Consider the following 18,778-nt stretch of genomic DNA (forward strand, 5'->3'; position numbering starts at 1 on the left):
CATCAAAAAATGATGAGGCTATTGTCGTCTACCCACTGGATCGTTCAACCGATCATTTGCTTAACCGATCGGTGTTATCATAACGACCGGCTCTTTTCTTATTTATCCCCTTCATACTTCCAACTGCAGTACGTTGTTCAACACGAACATGTTGTCCTGCAATTCGAATCTTTCGGGTATATGTCAGCGTGATTTAGCTGAAGAAATTGATCAGCGCCGCACATAACACGGCTGCAATCGCAGTTTGCGATGAATGACCCATCGCACTGCTGATTTCAGCGCCGTGCGTCACGGCAGAAAAAATGGATTCCAGCATGATTACCCTCTCCAGTCAGCGACGTGATCATACTGCTGGCACGGCGCAAGTAAAGTACAAAATATATTCGTTATATGGCAAATCGAGGCGGCATGATTTTATGGCGTGAACTATCCGCTGTCGTCTCCTTTTTAGGTTGTAGCAAGCGGAGCTCAACGCGCAAACCAACGCGAGTTTTTAGGGGGAAGCGGCGAATTTTTCCAGCTATATTGCAGGCTAAATTCGCCATTATTAGGGAGTGGCTGGTAATGAAAAAACGCCCGACGAGCGTTATTCCATGCCCAGTTCCTTGAGTTTACGCGTCAGGGTATTTCGTCCCCAGCCGAGTAGTCTTGCTGCTTCCTGTTTGTGCCCTTGTGTATGACGTAATGCGGTTGTCAGCAATGTACGTTCCATTTCCGGTTGTGCTTCCGCCAACAGGTTTTGATGACCGGAACGCAGCGCGCGGTCAGCCCATTGCGCCAGCAGCGTAGCCCAACTGTCGGGCATGACGTGCACAGTAGCGTCTGGCGCCGTGGTTTCAAACAGCTCCGGCGGCAGATCCTGAATCAGCACTTCCTGTCCCGCCGCCATCACCGTCAGCCATCGGCAGGTGTTTTCAAGCTGGCGCACGTTGCCCGGCCAGGGTAAGCGGGTGAGTGCCGCCTCGGTTTCCGGGTGTAAGTTTTTCGGCTCCACACCCAGCTCTTTGGCGGTCGCCTGTAGGAAGTAGCGCGCCAGACGTGGAATATCTTCCCGACGTTCGCGTAATGGCGGCAAATGAACACGAATCACGTTCAGACGATGGAACAAGTCTTCACGGAATTTACCTTCCTGAACCCGTAATTCCAGGTTCTGATGTGTAGCGGCGATAATGCGCACATCCACCTTCACGGCCGCATAGCCGCCGACACGATAAAACTGGCCGTCGGCCAGTACGCGCAGCAGGCGGGTTTGAACATCCAGCGGCATATCGCCGATTTCATCAAGAAACAGCGTCCCGCCGTCAGCCTGCTCAAAACGCCCCTGCCGAATTTGATTGGCGCCGGTAAAGGCGCCTTTTTCATGGCCGAACAGTTCTGATTCGATCAGATCCTTGGGGATTGCCGCCATATTCAATGCGATAAAAGGCGCTTTAGCACGTGGGCTGTGGCGGTGCAGCGCATGGGCGACCAGTTCTTTACCGGTGCCGGATTCGCCGTTGATCAATACACTGATCGATGAGCGGGAAAGGCGGCCGATAATCCGGAATACATCCTGCATAGCCGGCGCTTCACCGATGATGTCGGTGGTCGGCCCGCTGATGGGCTGGCTGCGAACCGGCTGCTGTTGTTCCATGTAATGGCTGATGGCGCGTTCAACCAGCGCTACCGCTTCGTCGATATCGAACGGTTTAGGCAGATAATCGAAAGCCCCTTGCTGGTAAGCGCTGACTGCTGCGTCCAAATCGGAATGGGCGGTCATGATGATAACGGGCAGCATCGGGTGGCGCTGTTTGATTTGTTGCAGCAATGCCAGCCCGTCCATACCGGGCATACGGATATCCGACAGCAGGACATCCGGTGTTTGCGTGGTCAGCGCGTTTAATGCCTGAGTACCGTTATCAAAGGTTGCACAGGTTAATCCCGCCCCGGTAAGCGCACGTTCAAGCACCCAACGGATGGAGCTATCGTCATCGACAATCCAGACTATCCCTCGTTGCATCGTGAACCTCACTGGCGAATGGGCAGATACACCGAGAATTCGGTATGACCTGGCCAACTGTTAAATTCAATTTTTCCGGAATGTTGATCGATAAGGTTGCGGGCAATCGATAAGCCCAGCCCGGTACCGCCTTCACGACCGCTTACCATCGGGTAGAACAACGTATCCTGCAGATGCGCCGGCACGCCGGGGCCGTCGTCTTCAATATCGATACGGGCCACCAGACGGTAACGCACGCCATGTAGCGTCAACTGAAACGCGGTACGGGTGCGGATGGTAATGGTGCCGCCTTCCTCACCCAGAGCCTGCATGGCATTGCGGGTGATATTGAGCAGCACTTGTTCAATCTGATCCGGGTCGTGCATCAATTCCGGCAGGCTGGGGTCGTAATCACGCACCAGCGTCACGTTATCTGCTTTTTCCATCGACACCAGTTGGAATACCCGTTCAGCCACCTGATGAATGCTTTGCGTGACGTGTAGGCCAGGTTGCTGTGGTCCCAGCAACCGGTCTACCAGATTACGCAGGCGGTCGGCCTGTTCGATAATGACTTTGGTGTATTCCATCAGCGCCGGGTCCGGCAGGGCTTTTGACAGGAGCTGTGCCGCACCGCGCAGGCCGCCGAGCGGGTTCTTGATTTCATGCGCCAGACCGCGCACCAAATCGCGGGCCGCCTGTTGCTGGGCATGTTGTAGCTGTTCTTGACTGAGACGGCGCTGGTTATCCATCGGCGCCATTTCCAGCAGGATAAAGTCGTGCTGAATACGCTGTGCCGTCAGCGACATAATGTGCGCCCGGCCATCCACCACGAGGGTGACCTCGTTATCGGTAAAGCCTTGCCCTGAGTCAAGACTTTCGCGCATCAGGTCGAGGTTCAATGAAAAGTAACCGAGTAACTCCGGCAGTGGCGTTCCAGACAATTTGCGTGAGCTTTGGGCCAGGAGTTGCTGCGCCGCCGGGTTGGAATAGTGAATAGCCAGATCTTTGTCTAGCAATAAGATGCTGTTTATTAAAGAATTGAGGATCTGCCCAGCATCGGGCAGCGTGCCTGTTGCCATAACGCAGACTCCCGCACCATTTTAGTGCACACTATTCTGGATTGTAGTTTAAGTCGCAACTGTAAAATCTATTGTGGAGAAAAAAGCCCATCCGAAGATGGGCTGAAAAGTTTCCACGGCAACAAAAATAAACATAAATAAAAAACAGCTATCAAACGGCAGTATGAACATCATTTTCATCATCCTGCCGTTCAGGCGTGGGGTATTACACGCTGTAGTACAGTTCGAACTCAACCGGGTGCGGCGTCATGCGAACACGGTCGTTTTCAGCGATACGCAGTTCGATGTAAGCATCGATCGCGTCGTCGGTGAATACGCCGCCGCGGGTCAGGAACTCGCGGTCTGCATTCAGGGCGTTCAGCGCTTCTTCCAGAGAGCCGGCTACGGTCGGGATCTCTTTCGCTTCTTCCGGCGGCAGATCGTACAGGTTCTTGTCCATGGCATCGCCCGGGTGGATCTTGTTGATGATGCCGTCCAGGCCAGCCATCAGCAGTGCAGCGAAGCACAGGTACGGGTTAGCAGCCGGGTCCGGGAAGCGCACTTCGATACGACGTGCTTTCGGGCTCGATACCACCGGAATACGGATGGAGGCAGAACGGTTACGGGCTGAGTAGGCCAGCATAACCGGCGCTTCGTAACCCGGGACCAGACGCTTGTAAGAGTTGGTAGTCGGGTTGGACAGCGCGTTGATGGCTTTAGCGTGTTTGATTACACCGCCGATGTAGTACAGCGCGGTTTCAGACAGGCCGCCGTATTTGTCGCCGGAGAACAGGTTAGTACCGTCTTTAGCCAGAGACATGTGGCAGTGCATACCGGAACCGTTATCGCCGAACATCGGTTTCGGCATGAAGGTTGCGGTTTTGCCGAAGGCGTGTGCCACGTTGTGTACGACGTATTTGTAGATCTGGATTTCGTCGGCTTTCTTGGTCATGGTGTTGAAGCGGGTAGCCACTTCGTTCTGACCAGCGGTCGCTACTTCGTGGTGATGAGCTTCAACTACCAGGCCCATCTGCTCCATGGTCAGACACATGGCGGAACGCAGGTCCTGCGCAGAGTCTACCGGCGGAACCGGGAAGTAACCGCCTTTCACAGCCGGACGGTGGCCTTTGTTGCCGTCTTCGTATTTGGTGCTGGAGTTCCAGGCGCCTTCGATGTCGTCGATAGCAACGTGGGAACCGGAGATGCTGCTGCCGAAACGCACGTCGTCAAACAGGAAGAATTCCGGCTCCGGCCCGAACAGTACGGTATCGGCGATGCCGGAAGAGCGCAGGAAGTCTTCAGCGCGTTTAGCGATGGAGCGCGGGTCACGGTCATAACCCTGCATGGTGCCCGGTTCCAGAATGTCACAACGGATGATCAGGGTCGGTTCTTCGAAGAACGGATCCATAACCGCAGTAGTCGCGTCCGGCATTAACACCATGTCGGATTCGTTGATGCCTTTCCAGCCGCCAATCGAGGAACCATCAAACATTTTACCGTCTTCGAAGAAGTCAGCATTCACCTGGTGGGCTGGAATGGTGACGTGCTGTTCTTTGCCTTTGGTATCCGTGAAGCGAAGATCAACAAACTTCACCTCATGCTCGTTCAGCATCGTCAAAACGTGTTCTACTGACATACTTGGTTCTCCCGATTGTGTCATTTATCGTCGTGGAACGAATATCGTTGTGGAATGATGTTGTTACCGTACAAAACATATAGCTAAAACTGTGCCAACTTTTAAGAATAGTTCTAAACGGCATTCCTGCTGGTTTTTTGTGTCCTGATGCACTGCACCAAGATAGTTATCTGCACCAATTGTGTGCACCATTTTGGTGTTATTGCACTTAATTGGTGCTTGTTGTTTGTGAGGTGCTGCTTTATTGCACCGTGAAAGGGATCACAGACCCGTTATTAGCAGGTTGTTTGTGGAAGATGATTGTGATCTTGTTCAGTCGCTCGATTAATACGTGTACAATAGCGCGCTATTTCTAAAATGCCTGAGGCAAAGCTGTGATCGAAAATTTGCGTAACATCGCTATTATTGCGCACGTTGACCATGGAAAAACTACCCTGGTTGATAAGTTGCTGCAACAGTCCGGTACGTTGGGTGAACGTAATGAAGCCACCGAACGTGTTATGGACTCCAATGATTTGGAAAAAGAGCGTGGAATTACCATCCTCGCCAAAAACACCGCCATCAACTGGAACGACTACCGCATCAATATCGTGGATACCCCGGGGCACGCCGACTTCGGCGGCGAGGTAGAGCGCGTGATGTCCATGGTGGACTCTGTACTGCTGCTGGTAGACGCGATGGACGGCCCGATGCCGCAGACGCGTTTCGTGACTCAGAAAGCTTTTGCCTATGGCCTGAAGCCGATTGTTGTCATTAATAAAGTTGACCGCCCCGGCGCACGTCCTGACTGGGTGGTCGATCAGGTGTTTGACCTGTTTGTAAACCTGGGCGCTACCGACGAGCAGTTGGATTTCCCGATTGTTTATGCGTCCGCGTTGAACGGTATTGCCGGTCTGGACCATAACGATATGGCGGAAGATATGACTCCGCTGTTTGAAGCCATCGTAAAACACGTTGAAGCACCGAAGGTCGACCTCAACGGCCCGTTCCAGATGCAGATCTCTCAGTTGGACTATAACAACTACGTCGGCGTTATCGGCATCGGCCGTATCAAGCGCGGTGTGGTGAAACCGAACCAGCAGGTCAGCATCATCGATAGCGAAGGTAAGGTACGTAACGGCAAAGTGAGCCAGGTTCTGGGCCATCTGGGTCTGCAACGTATTGAAAGCTCGCTGGCGGAAGCAGGCGACATCATCGCCATCACCGGCCTGGGCGAACTGAACATTTCCGACACTATCTGCGATACGTCCTGCGTGGAAGCGCTGCCGGCCTTGTCGGTGGACGAACCGACCGTGACCATGTATTTCTGCGTTAACACCTCGCCGTTCTGCGGCAAGGAAGGCAAATACGTCACGTCACGCCAGATTCTGGACCGTCTGCGTAAAGAGCTGGTGCACAACGTGGCGCTGCGTGTAGAAGAAACGGAAGATCCGGATGCGTTCCGCGTATCTGGCCGTGGTGAGCTGCACCTGTCCGTTCTGATCGAGAACATGCGTCGTGAAGGTTTCGAACTGGCGGTGTCCCGCCCGAAAGTTATCTTCCGTACCATCGACGGCCGCCGTCAGGAACCGTTCGAACAGGTAACCGTGGATATCGAAGAGCAGCATCAGGGCTCGGTGATGGAAGCGCTGGGTCTGCGCAAAGGCGAAATGCGCGACATGATCCCGGACGGCAAAGGTCGCGTACGTCTGGATTACGTGATCCCGAGCCGTGGTCTGATCGGCTTCCGTACCGAATTCATGACCATGACCTCCGGTACTGGTCTGCTGTACTCCACTTTCAGTCACTACGATGACATTCGTCCGGGTGAAATCGGCCAGCGTCAGAATGGCGTACTGATCTCCAACGGTCAGGGTAAAGCGGTTGCTTATGCGCTGTTCAGCCTGCAGGATCGCGGTAAGCTGTTCCTGGGCCACGGCGCTGAAGTGTACGAAGGCCAGGTCATCGGTATTCATACCCGTTCCAACGACCTGACGGTTAACTGCCTGACTGGTAAGAAGCTGACCAACATGCGTGCTTCCGGTACCGACGAAGCTACCGTGCTGGTGCCGCCGGTGAAAATGTCGCTGGAGCAGGCGCTGGAGTTCATCGATGACGACGAACTGGTTGAAGTAACGCCGACTTCTATTCGTCTGCGTAAACGTCATCTGACGGAAAACGATCGTCGTCGTGCGAACCGTTCCGCCAAGGACGAGTAATTCGTTATTTTTAGTGATATTTCAGGCGGGTGAGGCAGAGTGCCGAAGCCGCCTTGTAATAAGGCCCCAATTTGGGGCCTTTGTTTTTTTCGGACTTCCGTTTCCTGCCTTCACCTAAATTTGCACTATTTTTGACCTTATTATGATCCTGCTTATCCTTCCTGTTCAGCACGGACTTTTCTCGCTACAGTGAAAACCTACTGGTTAGTCTGGAGGACACATGCTGTATATCTTTGATTTAGGTAACGTCGTAATCGATATCGATTTCAATCGTGTACTGGGGGTGTGGAGCAATCTGAGCGGCGCACCGCTGGCGGCCCTGCGTAAGCGCTTTGAGTTGGGGCATACCGTTGCGCTGCATGAGCGCGGTGAAATCAGCGATGAAGAGTTTGCATCGCGGTTGTGCCATGAACTGGGGATTTCGCTCAGCTTTGAGCAGTTTTCGACCGGTTGGCAGGCCATTTTCATTGGTGTACGCAAAGATGTGATCGAGATCATGCATCGTTTACGGCAGGAAGGGCATCGCGTGGTAATACTCTCCAATACCAATCGCTTGCATTGTCAGTTCTGGCCGGATGAATACCCCGAAGTACAGCAAGCCGCCGACCGGCTTTATCTGTCGCAGGATATTGGCCTGCGTAAACCGGAAGCGGCGATTTACCATCATGTTTTGCGCGAAGAGGGTGTTGATGCCAGTGACGCGGTCTTTTTTGATGACAACGCCGCGAATGTGGATGCGGCTAACGCGTTAGGCATCCGCTCTATTTTAGTGAGCGATCGGCAGGTCGTGCCGGATTTTTTTGCCAGCCAGGTTTTCAAGCAGGAGTCGTAAGGTCGTTATGATCGCATTAATTCAGCGAGTATCTTCCGCTAGTGTTGCGGTGGAAGGGAAGAGTGTTGGAGAGATTAACCGTGGATTGTTGGTGTTGCTGGGTGTAGAGCAAGGCGATGACGAACAAAAAGCGACCCGATTATGTGAAAAGGTGATCGGCTATCGGATTTTTGGCGATGATAACGACAAGATGAACCTGAACGTACAGCAAGTCGGCGGTAGTTTGCTGGTGGTGTCGCAGTTTACGCTGGCGGCGGATACGCAAAAGGGTATGCGCCCCAGTTTTTCCCGTGGTGCCGCCCCGGCAGAAGCCGATCGGTTGTATCAGTATTTTGTTGGTCAGTGTCGCGAGCATGGCCTGACGACGGAAACCGGCCGTTTTGCAGCGAATATGCAGGTCTCTCTGGTGAACGATGGGCCCGTCACTTTTTGGCTGCAGGTATAGTCTTGGCGGTAGGTATAGCCCTAACGGTAGGTATAGTCTGGTTGCGGATGTAAGCTGACGTTAAGCTGTAATAATAAGTATGCGTTGAGAGGGGCGGTTATGTACTACCTGAGAGTACCGGAAAGCGCTGAAGAGCTGGATGCTTATTACCAGTTCCGCTGGGAAATGTTGCGTAAACCGCTGCATCAGCCGCTAGGCTCCGAGCGTGATGCCTATGATGCGCTGGCTCACCATCAAACCATCGTTGATGGGCAAGGTAATTTGGTGGCGGTTGGCCGTCTCTCAATCAATGCCGACAATGAAGCATCGATACGTTTTCTGGCCGTCCATCCTGATGTTCAGCGCAAAGGGCTTGGTACGCTGATGGCAATGGCGCTGGAATCGGTGGCGCGTCAGGAAGGCGTAAAGCGGGTGGTATGTAGCGCCCGTGAGGATGCGATGGCGTTTTTCTCCCGTCTTGGTTTTGTGAATCAGGGGGAAATTACCACGCCGATGACGACGCCGGTGCGTCACTTTTTGATGATTAAGCCGGTGGCCACGCTGGATGATATTCTGCATCGTCCGGACTGGTGTGGTCAGTTACAGCAAGCGTGGTACAACCATATCCCGTTGAGTGAAAAGATGGGGGTACGCATCAGTCAGTACACCGGGCAGAAGTTTATTACCACCATGCCGGAAACGGGGAACCAGAATCCGCACCATACGCTGTTTGCCGGCAGTATGTTTTCGCTGGCGACGCTTACCGGGTGGGGGCTTATCTGGTTGCTGCTGCGTGAACGGCAACTGGGCGGCACCATTATTCTGGCGGATGCGCATATTCGCTATAGCACGCCGGTAACCGGGCGCCCCAGTGCAGTGGCGGATTTAGGATCGCTGAGCGGTGATCTGGACCGGCTGGCGCGTGGACGCAAAGCACGGGTACAGTTACAGGTGGAGCTGTTTGGCAATGATAAAAAAGGCGCGGTATTTGAAGGCATCTACATTGTGCTGCCGCCAGATCAGAATGAAGAATTGCTGGAGCAAGGTGGTTCCGCGATTCGCTAACTCTGAAAACCGGGTATAAATATGCAACAGCCACCATGACGGTGGCTGTTTATTGTCAGCTTTAAACCACCTCCTTGGGAGGTGGTGATTGTTTTTGTGCTTAAGGTTGTTCAACCGGCGCAGACGGCGGTGTCGCAGGTACTGTGGGCGTGGGGGCTGCCGCGGGCGTACTCTCCGCCACCGTTCCCTGATGCATGGTCTGGCTGATGGTGTGCCCGGCGCTATCGATGCCTTGCAACGTACCGTTGAGTGTCGGTTTCAGCGGGCTTGCCGCTTCCAGCCGGCCGTTCAGGTGTAACTGCAGGTTGGTGTTGCCGGTGGGCGCTGTGGCTGGGACCGGCCAACCCCAGCGGGTCAGAACATCGAACGCCACGGCTTTGCCGGTCAGGTCCAGTGTGAAAGTTCGGGCAGGCTGCTGCACAATGACCGCCCTGGCTTCCAGCAGGCCACTTTGAGTAAATGCGCTCAAATCCGTCAGCGAGATTTGGTTGTCATTGGCGTTTAACGCCAATGATGGGCGACGAATATCGACTTTATTGAAGGTGGCGTCGCTGGCGTTCAGGTTAAGTGCGCCTTGCCATACTCCCCACTGGTGGTTGCGCGCCAGCAATAGATTGTTACCGAAACCGTCCAACGCGGTAAGCTGGAAGGGAAAATCCGGGTTGATATCGATAAGCAGGTTGTGGTTTGCGCTGAATTTCCGCAGCTCCACCTCTGCCAGCCAGTCGGGCAGCGTTTGTTGCCAACGTTGACGCCAGTCTGCCGGCAGAGTGTATTCCATGCCTGCTACGACTAATTCGTCCAGCGTTAGTCGCTGGTTGCTGCGCAGCCAGCTACCGCTGGTACGCAACAGACCGCCTTCCCAGCGGGTAGAAAACTGTTTGATATTCACGCCCTGTTTCGACAAATCCAGACTGACGATCGGGTCGACCAGATGCATGTTGCCGTTGACGATATCGGTGGCATTGAATGACAGCGAGCCGTCGTCGCTTTGCCAGTCATTTTGCCGAAACGTCACGTTTTGCAGGGTAACGTCCAAATCAGTGAAGGCCCAATTTTGCCCTTCGATACGGGCATCGATCAGGTCAAAGCGATTGACGGTTACTGCTGGCAGGCGAGTCACCGGTTGCCAGAAATCTGCCATTGATGCTCGAGTCTGCAACCGAACATTGCTCAACCGCAGATTATTCACCAACCAACTGCCATCCGCCGCCCGGGAGGCATTGCCCGTCAGTTCGCCCCGCGCCACATCGGCGCCGAAATTCTCCAGCGTCAGTTGTTGGTTATTGAACTGCCCTTGCACCAAGACTTTGCTTGCCGGCAGGTCATTGAGCAACAACGCGTTTGCGCTGAGCTGGAAAGCGGCTTTCTTACCCAGCAGAGCGCCAGGCTCTGGCTGCCAGGGCGTAATACCGCCGGTTACCTGTTCGCCCTTCAATCGCCAGTCGCCGTCTTGTGCCTGCAGCGCCATGGTTTTCAGTTGCAGAACATCCGCTTCAATCGGCAAGGTAAAATCCGTCTGACCCAGATTGAGGGTGCCGCCTTCCAACGTCAGGCTGGAAAAATGACGCGGATCCGTAATCTGACGTACGCTAAACCCCACTGCGATACGCTGCGCAACCAGTGTAATGGGTTGATTTTTATGGCCAAAACTGACATCCAGTAATTGAATGCTACCAGGGGACGACCAGTCATGCGCCATTTTTCTAAATGACGTCTGGTACTCGGTTCGTTGGTTAACCCATTGACTGATATGCTTGGCGCCCCATTCCGTCTGGGCCAGTACATACAGCACCACGACAGCCAGCAGCGCCAGTAACAGCAGTGTGAGAAGAAGTTTCCCGATAAGTTTCATTGCTTAGGTCCGCGCCAGTCACAAGGGATGATGGTGTTATGCCGTAATTATCCTGTCGTCTCAATAGGTAACTTATTACAGACGATAAATAAGGGCCGATGTTACACCATCGGCCCTTATTATCACGTAAGACAAAAAATTTCTGGAAGCCCGGCTTACTCTTTTTCGTGAGGAAAGACCAGATTCAACACGATTGCTGTGATACCGCCCGCAGCAATGCCCGACGACAACAGCGTTTTCAACCAGTCTGGCGCGAACTGCAAAATCAGCGGTTGCTGGGAGACACCCAGACCGACGGCCAGCGACAGCGCGATAATCATAATGGCCCGGCGATTAAGCGGCTCGCGGGAGACGATACGGACCCCAGAAGCGGCAATGGTGCCGAACATCACGATAGTCGCTCCACCCAACACGGGCTCTGGAATATGTTGCACAAAACCGCTCACCGCCGGGAACAGGCCCAGTACGATCAGCATCAATGCCACCACGAAACCCACATAGCGGCTGGCAACGCCGGTCAGTTGAATCACGCCATTATTTTGCCCAAAGCAGGAGTTGGGGAAGGTATTGAACACGGCGGACAAGCAAGAATTCAGGCCATTCGCCAGTACCCCGCCCTTCAGGCGTTTCATGTAGAGCGGGCCGCTGACCGGCTGCTCGGAGACGTCGGAAGTGGCGGTGATATCACCGATGGTTTCCAGCGAGGTCACCATGAATACCAGCATCAGCGGAATCAACAGATTCCAGTCAAAGCCAAGGCCATAGTACAACGGGGTAGGCACGTTAATCAGCGACTGATTGGATGTGCCGGTGCTTTCCGGCAGCATACCCATCATCCAGGCGGCCAGATAACCGATAGCCATGGCGATGACCAGCGATGCGACGCGCAGGTAAGGGTTGCGCTGGCGGTTCAGAATGATGATGACGACCAGTACGACGGCCGCCAGCAGCAGGTTCTTCGGCGCGCCAAAAGTATGGTTACTCATGGCGGCAAAACCGCCGCCGATTGATGTCAGGCCAACCTGAATCAGCGACAGGCCGATGATCATGACGACGATACCGGAAACCAGCGGCGTAATAATGCGGCGCGCCAGGTGCAAAACACGCGACAGCAGAATTTCGGTGCAGGAGGCGACCATCAGCGTGCCGAATAACGCCGCCATCATCGTCGGCACATCCGCACCGCCGTTTTTCAGCGCCATGCCACCCATGATCAACGGGGTAACAAAGTTGAAGCTAGTACCCTGAATAGACAGCAGGCCGGAGCCGACGGGTCCCCAGGTTTTGATTTGCAGAATAGAAGCCAGACCGGAAGCGAACAGCGACATACTGATGATGTGTTGCGTATCCTGCGCAGGCAGACCCAGCGCCTGACAAATCAGCAGCGCCGGAGTGATGACCGCAACAAACATCGCCAACAGGTGTTGGCAGGCGGCAAACAGGGTTTGCGGTAAAGGAGGCCGGTCCTCCAGGCGGTAAATCAGTTCGCTATGCGCCGGTTTGGCGGCATCGGCCTGAGGTAACTCGGTGGTGGAAAGACTCATGATTGTAGGCGCTCCTGAACGGCAAAAAACGCATTTTAATCATCTGCACTGTAAAAGCAATCGATTGCGGGATGGGATTTACTTATCGCCCGGAATAGGTATGAGATGTATGCCGGACCGACTTTACAGGCAGGCAAAAGGGAACGAGAACGGAAGAAAACAAGACGCGCGAGTCATTCTCAGGCGTTGGTATAACGGGTACGTTCCGGCAGCCAGCGTTCGATCAACGCTCTGGCCTGTTCCGGGTAGTGTTCATGGATATGGCGCGATACCCGTTGAACCTGTGGAATTAATGCTTGATCGCGCAGTAAATCGGCCACTTTGAAGGCGGCGTTACCGGTTTGACGGGTGCCGAGCAATTCACCTGGCCCCCGGATTTCCAGGTCGCGCTGGGCGATAACGAAACCGTCGTTGCTATCACGCAGGACTTGAAGCCGCATTTGCGCTGTTTTACTCAAAGGTGATTTGTACAGCAACACGCAGTGGGAAGCGACTGCACCGCGACCAACGCGGCCGCGCAATTGATGCAACTGTGCCAGCCCCAGTCGTTCCGGGTTTTCGATGATCATCAGGCTGGCGTTCGGCACATCCACGCCGACTTCAATCACCGTGGTGGCGACCAGCAGATGCAGCTGATTGGTTTTGAATGCCTCCATAACTGCCTGCTTTTCCTGTGCTTTCATTCGCCCATGCACCAGGCCGACAGCAAGCTCGGGTAACGCCGCTTTCAGTTCCTGGTAAGTGGCTTCGGCCGCCTGCGCTTCCAGCAGTTCAGATTCTTCTATCAGGGTGCAGACCCAGTACGCCTGCCGCCCTTCCTGCAGACAGGCATTGTGCACCCGCTGGATGATGTCATCGCGCCGGGTATCCGCAATCGCGACCGTCGTAACCGGCGTACGGCCCGGCGGCAGTTCATCGATAACCGAAGTGTCGAGATCGGCATAAGCGGTCATCGCCAGCGTACGGGGGATCGGGGTAGCGGTCATGATTAATTGATGAGGGTGAAAGCCCTGTTCTTCGCCTTTTTCCCACAACGCCAGCCGCTGATGCACGCCAAAACGGTGTTGTTCGTCGATAATCACCAACGCCAGACCGCTGAACTGTACCTGTTGCTGAAAAATAGCATGGGTGCCGATCACCATAGAAACCTGTCCGCTGGCGATGGCCTCTTGCTGGGCTTGCCGCGCCTTGCCCTTTTGTTTGCCGGCCAGCCAGCCTACTTCGATACCCAGCGGCTCGAACCAGCGGCGGAAGTTGGCCGCATGTTGCTCAGCCAGTAGTTCGGTAGGCGCCATCAGCGCTACCTGTTTGCCGTGAGCGATGGCCCGTAATGCCGCCAGAGCGGCTACCAGTGTTTTACCGGAACCGACATCGCCTTGAACCAAACGCATCATCGGAAATGGCTTGTTCATATCCTGTTCGATTTCCGCCACCACCCGCTGCTGCGCGCCGGTAGGGCTGAACGGCAGCGCGGCCAGCAATTGCTGTTTCAGGCTGTCTTTGGCATCAAGCGCCAGCGCCTGGTGGCGTTGCGCGCCAGCACGTACCGCCAGCATACTCAGATGGTGCGCCAGCAGTTCTTCCATGACCAAACGTTGCTGCGCCGGATGTTTCCCTTGCTCCAGTTCAGCCAGTTTCACATCCGGCGGCGGGCGGTGCAGAGTGCGCAACGCGTCCGGCAGGCTAATCAGCCCGTGGCGCATTTCCTGGGGCAGCAGTTCGTCAATCGGCTGGGTATCCAGCAGTTCCAGCGCCTGATCGGTCAGTTTACGCAGCGTTGCCTGTCGTACCCCCTCGGTCGTGGGGTAGACCGGCGTCAGGGTTTCCTGCAGCTCGACAGTTGTGCTTTCGCCTTGTACCCGGTATTCCGGATGGATCATTTCGCCGCCCAACTTACCGCGCCGTATTTCTCCGTATGCCAGCACCCGCTGACCCGGCGACAGGCTATTTTTCATCGCGGCGTTAAAATTAAAGAAGCGTAGCGTGAGTATGCCGCTGCCGTCGCTGATTTGGCAGGTCAGCATCCGGCGTTTGCCAAAGGTGATGTCGCTGCGTAGTACTTCGCCTTCAACGGTGGCGTACATGCCTGGCAGTAGGTCGTTAATCAGGTAAAGGTGGGTACGGTCTTCGTAGCGTAATGGCAAGTGCAATAATAGATCCTGCACTGTCTCCAGACCGAGACGGGCCAGTTTTTCCGCCTGGCTGGCCCCGACGCCGGCAAGGGTGCTCAACGGCTGGGTATGCAGCAGGCGGCTATCCATTATTGCTCCGTGGATTGCATCGCCGCCCACCAGGGTGCGTCGGCAATCACCTGACCAGTCTGGTCAATGTGTGGGCGAGGTAGTCCTTTGCGTTTGGCGACGCGCGCCAGCACTGGGTAACCCCCTTCGAACATCAGGCGCTGCTGCTCTTCTTCATCCAGAGGGCTGTCTTCGCGGCGGTACATTCCGGCCAACTGGCGTTGACGCTGCGCTTCGTACAAAATCAATGCGGAGGCCACTGAAACGTTCAACGATTGCACCATACCGATCATCGGAATGATGATGTCTTGATCGGCAAGCGCCAGCGCATCGGCGGAGATACCGGTTTTTTCCTGCCCGAGCAGGATGCAGGTAGGCCGAGTGTAATCCACATCACGGAAGTCGACCGCGCCGGCAGACAGGTTGGTCGCCAGAATTTGCATTCCCTGCATTTTAAGATGGCCGACGGCGTCCTGAATGGTGCGGTGGGTTTTTACTTGTACCCAGCTATTGCTGCCTGCGGCGGTAGACACCAGGGTTTTCATACGGCTTGTCGGCCATACTGCATGTACCTGATGTACGCCAACCGCATCGGCCGTACGGATAACGGCAGATACGTTGTGAGGTTTATGCACCTGCTCCATGCACACGGTCAGATCAGGCTGACGGTTGTTGAGCATCTCGCGGATACGTGTATAACGTTCTGGGGTCATAACAGGCTAATTTCGGTTACGGTTGACTTTAATCACGTCCGGCATCACGCGGATCTTGCGCATAATATTCGCAAGATGGATACGGTCGCGCGTGGTGAGGCGAATAAAGGCGCTGTACACCCGGCCATCCCGTTCTTCGGTGTTGATACTCTGGATATTCGAGTTCGATGAGCTGATCGCCGCCGTCAGGTTAGCCAGTGCTCCCTGATGGTTGAACATGTCGACCTTGATTTCCGTCATGAACTCTTGCTCGGTCACTTCATCCCACTCTACCGCCATGAATTTTTCCGGCTCTTTCTGGTAGCCACGAATGTTGCGGCATGACTCATGATGAATCACCAGCCCTTTACCGGGGCTGACATGCGCGATGATTGGGTCGCCGGGGATTGGGCGACAACATTTGGCGAACGTGATCAATACGCCGTCGGCACCCTTGATAGGCAACTTGCGGATACCTGCCGTACCGGATTCCGTATGTTCTTCCAGCAAATTGCGCGCGACCACCACGCTCATAGCGTTACCCAGACCAATCTCCGCCAACAGATCGTCCAGCGAGGCGAGCTTCATACGCTCCAGCTCCCGCTGAATATTTTGCTCCGGAATATCAGACAATTTACGGCCGCTACCTAATGCGTGGTTGATCAGGCGGCGCCCCAGGCTGACGGAATCGTCACGCTTGAGGTTTTTCAGCATTTGGCGAATTTTTGCACGTGCTTTGGAGCTGACGACGAAGTTGAGCCAGGCGGCGTTCGGACGGGCGCCCGGCGCGGTGATAATTTCGATAGTCTGCCCGCTGGAAAGGGCTTGCGACAGCGGATACGGCTGGCGATCGACGCGGGCGCCGACACAGGCGTGGCCGATATCGGTATGTACCGCATAAGCAAAGTCCACCGGAGTCGCGCCGGCGGGCAGCTCGACGATACGGCCTTCCGGCGTGAACACGTAAATTTCATCCGGAAACAAGTCGGATTTAACGCTTTCGATGAATTCGAACGAACTACCAGCGCTCTGCTGTAGCTCCAGCAGGCTTTGCATCCAGCGTTGGGCACGTACCTGCGCCGTCGTACTACTGCTTTCGCCTTCTTTATAGGCCCAATGCGCCGCGACCCCCATTTCCGCCATCTGGTCCATATCCTCGGTACGGATCTGAACTTCCACCGGCACACCGTGCGGACCGATAAGAGAAGTATGGAGCGACTGATAGCCGTTGGCCTTGGGGATGGCGATATAGTCCTTCACCCGGCCGGGGCGCGGTTTGTACAAGCTGTGTACCTGCCCGAGCACGCGGTAGCAGGTATCCACTTCCCGCACGATCACCCGAAAGGCATAAATATCCATAATCGAGTGAAAGCGCTGCTCTTTCAGGTGCATCTTGCAGTAAATAGAGTACAGATGCTTTTCGCGACCGCTGACGCGACAACTGATTCCCGCCTCTTTCAGGCGACCTTCAATTTCGGAGAGGATCTTTTGAATCATCTCCTTGCGGTTGCCGCGGGCGGCTTTCACCACCTCTTTGATGACCCGATAGCGGTTGGGGTAGAGCGCTTCAAAACCCAGCTCTTCCAGTTCGGTTTTCAGATGATGAATACCGAGACGGTGTGCGAGCGGGCTGTAGATTTCCAGCGTTTCCCGGGCGATGCGCCGGCGTTTATCCGGGCGCAACGAACCTAGCGTTCGCATATTGTGGGTGCGGTCAGCGAGTTTGATCAGAATGACGCGGATATCCTGCACCATCGCCATGATCATTTTGCGGAAGTTTTCCGCCTGAGCCTCTTTCTTATCGCGGAATTTCAGCTTATCCAGCTTGGAGACGCCTTCCACCAGTTCAGCCACGCTTTTGCCGAACAGCTGTTCCATATCCTGGTAGGTGGCGGGCGTATCTTCAATCACATCGTGCAGCAAGGCGGCCATCAGCGTTTCGTAGTCGAGACGCATTTCAGCAAGAATGCAAGCCACCGCCACAGGATGGGTGATGTAAGGCTCGCCGCTGGAGCGAGTCTGGCCCTCGTGAGCATCACGAGCAACAAGATAAGCCTGCTTGAGGCGCTTTATCTGGTCTTCCGGCAGATAACGCTGAATCAGCAGATTGAGGCTTTCGAACAGATACAAGGGCGACTCACGACCGAATTCGAATTAACGACGACCTTCAGCGATAGCGGTAACTGCCTGAATTTCTGCAGCTTCCTGTTCCTGCTGTTCCTGACGCTCACGGGTGTCCAGAATCTGGCCGTTGATCAGACCTTCTTCAATTTCGCGCAGTGCGATAACCGTGTATTTGTCGTTCTCTTCCGGAACCAGCGGATCTTTGCCACCCACCTGGATCTGACGGGCGCGACGGGCGGCGACCAACACCAGGTCAAAACGGTTACCAATTTTTTCTACAGCGTCCTGAACAGTTACGCGTGCCATAGTGTGTACTCCAGTGGGGAAATAAAATGACTGGGCATCATACTGAAAGTGCCGTCAGTCTGCCAATAGTTTGGTGATTAAAGCGTCATGTCGGACTTTCTGACGGCTCAGGCGAAGACGCTCGGCGCGAATGATGGTTTTCAGATCGGACAACGCCAGATCGAAATCATCGTTCACAATCAGATAATCGTATTCGGCGTAATGACTCATTTCCGCCACCGCCTGTTTCATCCGGCGGGCGATGACTTCTTCACTATCCTGACCGCGACCGCGCAGGCGACGCCCCAGTTCTTCTTGTGAAGGAGGCAGGATAAAAATGCTGCGGGCTTGCGGCATACGTTCGCGAATCTGGCGAGCGCCCTGCCAGTCGATATCCAGAAACACATCGACGCCGGTAGATAACACCTGCTCGATAGCCGCGCGGGACGTACCGTAATAATTGCCGAAAACTTCGGCGTATTCCAGAAAATCGTCCTCTTCGATCATTTTTCTGAATTCATCTACCGGCACGAAGAAGTAGTGCTCGCCGTGAACTTCGCCTGGGCGCATGGCGCGGGTGGTGTGTGAAATGGAAACCTGAGTGTCATACAGCGGCTGTGTTTTCAGCAACGCCTGAATCAAGCTGGATTTCCCGGCACCGCTGGGTGCGGAAACAATGTACAACGTACCTTGAGCCATAGTGAATTCTGTGTCTGATCAAAGATGAAAGGAGAGATGCAGTCAGTCGCGCATTTTTCCGCATTATACACGCCGCCGTGTGGGCCGTCGCGTGGTGAAACACAGCCTGACGCCCTGCCTGTTATCTGTCACTCTGCATCTTTCTCAT

At 54.7% G+C, this 18,778-nt stretch carries 15 protein-coding genes; 4 read left to right on the forward strand and 11 right to left on the reverse strand.

Annotation, left to right across the window (positions count from 1 at the left end):
* Positions 1 to 193: 193 nt before the first annotated feature.
* The 4 genes from FDP13_RS20095 to glnA all read right to left on the reverse strand — a co-directional run bounded on the left by FDP13_RS20095 (position 194) and on the right by glnA (position 4,672).
* Positions 194 to 316, reverse strand: a complete 123-nt coding sequence (locus FDP13_RS20095; protein WP_015848448.1) for a YshB family small membrane protein — start codon at positions 314 to 316, stop codon at positions 194 to 196.
* 270 nt (positions 317 to 586) lie between these two features.
* Positions 587 to 1,999 (reverse strand): nitrogen regulation protein NR(I), encoded by a 1,413-nt coding sequence (gene glnG, locus FDP13_RS20100; RefSeq protein WP_015848447.1) that lies wholly within the window; start codon positions 1,997 to 1,999, stop codon positions 587 to 589.
* Between the two features lie 8 nt (positions 2,000 to 2,007).
* Positions 2,008 to 3,057 carry a nitrogen regulation protein NR(II) gene (glnL, locus tag FDP13_RS20105; RefSeq protein WP_013315734.1) on the reverse strand — a complete coding sequence of 350 codons (1,050 nt, stop codon included), beginning with the start codon at positions 3,055 to 3,057 and terminating at the stop codon, positions 2,008 to 2,010.
* Between the two features lie 205 nt (positions 3,058 to 3,262).
* Entirely contained in the window at positions 3,263 to 4,672 is a 1,410-nt protein-coding gene (gene glnA, locus FDP13_RS20110; RefSeq protein ID WP_015848445.1) for a glutamate--ammonia ligase, read from the reverse strand.
* A 374-nt stretch (positions 4,673 to 5,046) separates the two neighbouring features.
* On the opposite strand from glnA, the gene typA reads away from it, so the two are divergent.
* The 4 genes from typA (at position 5,047) to fabY (ending at position 9,191) form a co-directional block, all read left to right on the forward strand.
* Entirely contained in the window at positions 5,047 to 6,870 is a 1,824-nt protein-coding gene (typA, locus tag FDP13_RS20115; RefSeq protein WP_015848444.1) for a ribosome-dependent GTPase TypA, read from the forward strand.
* A gap of 220 nt (positions 6,871 to 7,090) precedes the next feature.
* Positions 7,091 to 7,702, forward strand: coding sequence for a glucose-1-phosphatase (gene yihX, locus FDP13_RS20120; protein WP_015848443.1), 612 nt, complete (start codon positions 7,091 to 7,093; stop codon positions 7,700 to 7,702).
* 7 nt (positions 7,703 to 7,709) lie between these two features.
* Positions 7,710 to 8,147 (forward strand): D-aminoacyl-tRNA deacylase, encoded by a 438-nt coding sequence (dtd, locus tag FDP13_RS20125; RefSeq protein WP_015848442.1) that lies wholly within the window; start codon positions 7,710 to 7,712, stop codon positions 8,145 to 8,147.
* A 99-nt stretch (positions 8,148 to 8,246) separates the two neighbouring features.
* On the forward strand, positions 8,247 to 9,191 hold the full coding sequence (gene fabY / locus FDP13_RS20130) for a fatty acid biosynthesis protein FabY (RefSeq protein WP_033576569.1): 945 nt from the start codon (positions 8,247 to 8,249) through the stop codon (positions 9,189 to 9,191).
* 100 nt (positions 9,192 to 9,291) lie between these two features.
* Here the strand turns inward: fabY and FDP13_RS20135 are convergent, their stop codons facing one another.
* The 7 genes from FDP13_RS20135 to gmk all read right to left on the reverse strand — a co-directional run bounded on the left by FDP13_RS20135 (position 9,292) and on the right by gmk (position 18,630).
* Entirely contained in the window at positions 9,292 to 11,046 is a 1,755-nt protein-coding gene (locus FDP13_RS20135; protein WP_143840268.1) for an AsmA family protein, read from the reverse strand.
* Positions 11,047 to 11,201: 155 nt separating this feature from the next.
* The gene (locus FDP13_RS20140) at positions 11,202 to 12,590 is read right to left on the reverse strand and encodes an NCS2 family protein (protein ID WP_027713590.1); all 1,389 of its coding nucleotides are present in this window, start codon (positions 12,588 to 12,590) and stop codon (positions 11,202 to 11,204) included.
* Positions 12,591 to 12,769: 179 nt separating this feature from the next.
* Entirely contained in the window at positions 12,770 to 14,851 is a 2,082-nt protein-coding gene (gene recG / locus FDP13_RS20145; RefSeq protein WP_143840269.1) for an ATP-dependent DNA helicase RecG, read from the reverse strand.
* The gene (gene trmH / locus FDP13_RS20150; RefSeq protein WP_027713588.1) at positions 14,851 to 15,543 is read right to left on the reverse strand and encodes a tRNA (guanosine(18)-2'-O)-methyltransferase TrmH; all 693 of its coding nucleotides are present in this window, start codon (positions 15,541 to 15,543) and stop codon (positions 14,851 to 14,853) included. Before trmH ends, recG begins: the two co-directional genes overlap by 1 nt.
* Positions 15,544 to 15,549: 6 nt before the next feature.
* Entirely contained in the window at positions 15,550 to 17,652 is a 2,103-nt protein-coding gene (spoT, locus tag FDP13_RS20155) for a bifunctional GTP diphosphokinase/guanosine-3',5'-bis pyrophosphate 3'-pyrophosphohydrolase (protein WP_143840270.1), read from the reverse strand.
* 24 nt (positions 17,653 to 17,676) lie between these two features.
* On the reverse strand, positions 17,677 to 17,952 hold the full coding sequence (rpoZ, locus tag FDP13_RS20160; protein WP_012886708.1) for a DNA-directed RNA polymerase subunit omega: 276 nt from the start codon (positions 17,950 to 17,952) through the stop codon (positions 17,677 to 17,679).
* A 54-nt stretch (positions 17,953 to 18,006) separates the two neighbouring features.
* Positions 18,007 to 18,630, reverse strand: coding sequence for a guanylate kinase (gmk, locus tag FDP13_RS20165; protein WP_033576573.1), 624 nt, complete (start codon positions 18,628 to 18,630; stop codon positions 18,007 to 18,009).
* Between the last annotated feature and the right edge of the window lie 148 nt (positions 18,631 to 18,778).

It is taken from the genome of Dickeya sp. ws52 (assembly GCF_007210685.1).
Taxonomy (GTDB): domain Bacteria; phylum Pseudomonadota; class Gammaproteobacteria; order Enterobacterales; family Enterobacteriaceae; genus Dickeya; species Dickeya chrysanthemi.

Excerpts from the sequence above, each read along its gene's own strand:
- FDP13_RS20095 (WP_015848448.1), bottom strand. The coding sequence starts at position 316 with ATGCTGGAATCCATTTTTTCTGCCGTGACGCACGGCGCTGAAATCAGC.
- glnG (WP_015848447.1), bottom strand. The coding sequence starts at position 1,999 with ATGCAACGAGGGATAGTCTGGATTGTCGATGACGATAGCTCCATCCGT.
- glnL (WP_013315734.1), bottom strand. The coding sequence starts at position 3,057 with ATGGCAACAGGCACGCTGCCCGATGCTGGGCAGATCCTCAATTCTTTA.
- glnA (WP_015848445.1), bottom strand. The coding sequence starts at position 4,672 with ATGTCAGTAGAACACGTTTTGACGATGCTGAACGAGCATGAGGTGAAG.
- yihX (WP_015848443.1), top strand. The coding sequence starts at position 7,091 with ATGCTGTATATCTTTGATTTAGGTAACGTCGTAATCGATATCGATTTC.
- dtd (WP_015848442.1), top strand. The coding sequence starts at position 7,710 with ATGATCGCATTAATTCAGCGAGTATCTTCCGCTAGTGTTGCGGTGGAA.
- fabY (WP_033576569.1), top strand. The coding sequence starts at position 8,247 with ATGTACTACCTGAGAGTACCGGAAAGCGCTGAAGAGCTGGATGCTTAT.
- FDP13_RS20135 (WP_143840268.1), bottom strand. The coding sequence starts at position 11,046 with ATGAAACTTATCGGGAAACTTCTTCTCACACTGCTGTTACTGGCGCTG.
- FDP13_RS20140 (WP_027713590.1), bottom strand. The coding sequence starts at position 12,590 with ATGAGTCTTTCCACCACCGAGTTACCTCAGGCCGATGCCGCCAAACCG.
- recG (WP_143840269.1), bottom strand. The coding sequence starts at position 14,851 with ATGGATAGCCGCCTGCTGCATACCCAGCCGTTGAGCACCCTTGCCGGC.
- trmH (WP_027713588.1), bottom strand. The coding sequence starts at position 15,543 with ATGACCCCAGAACGTTATACACGTATCCGCGAGATGCTCAACAACCGT.
- rpoZ (WP_012886708.1), bottom strand. The coding sequence starts at position 17,952 with ATGGCACGCGTAACTGTTCAGGACGCTGTAGAAAAAATTGGTAACCGT.
- gmk (WP_033576573.1), bottom strand. The coding sequence starts at position 18,630 with ATGGCTCAAGGTACGTTGTACATTGTTTCCGCACCCAGCGGTGCCGGG.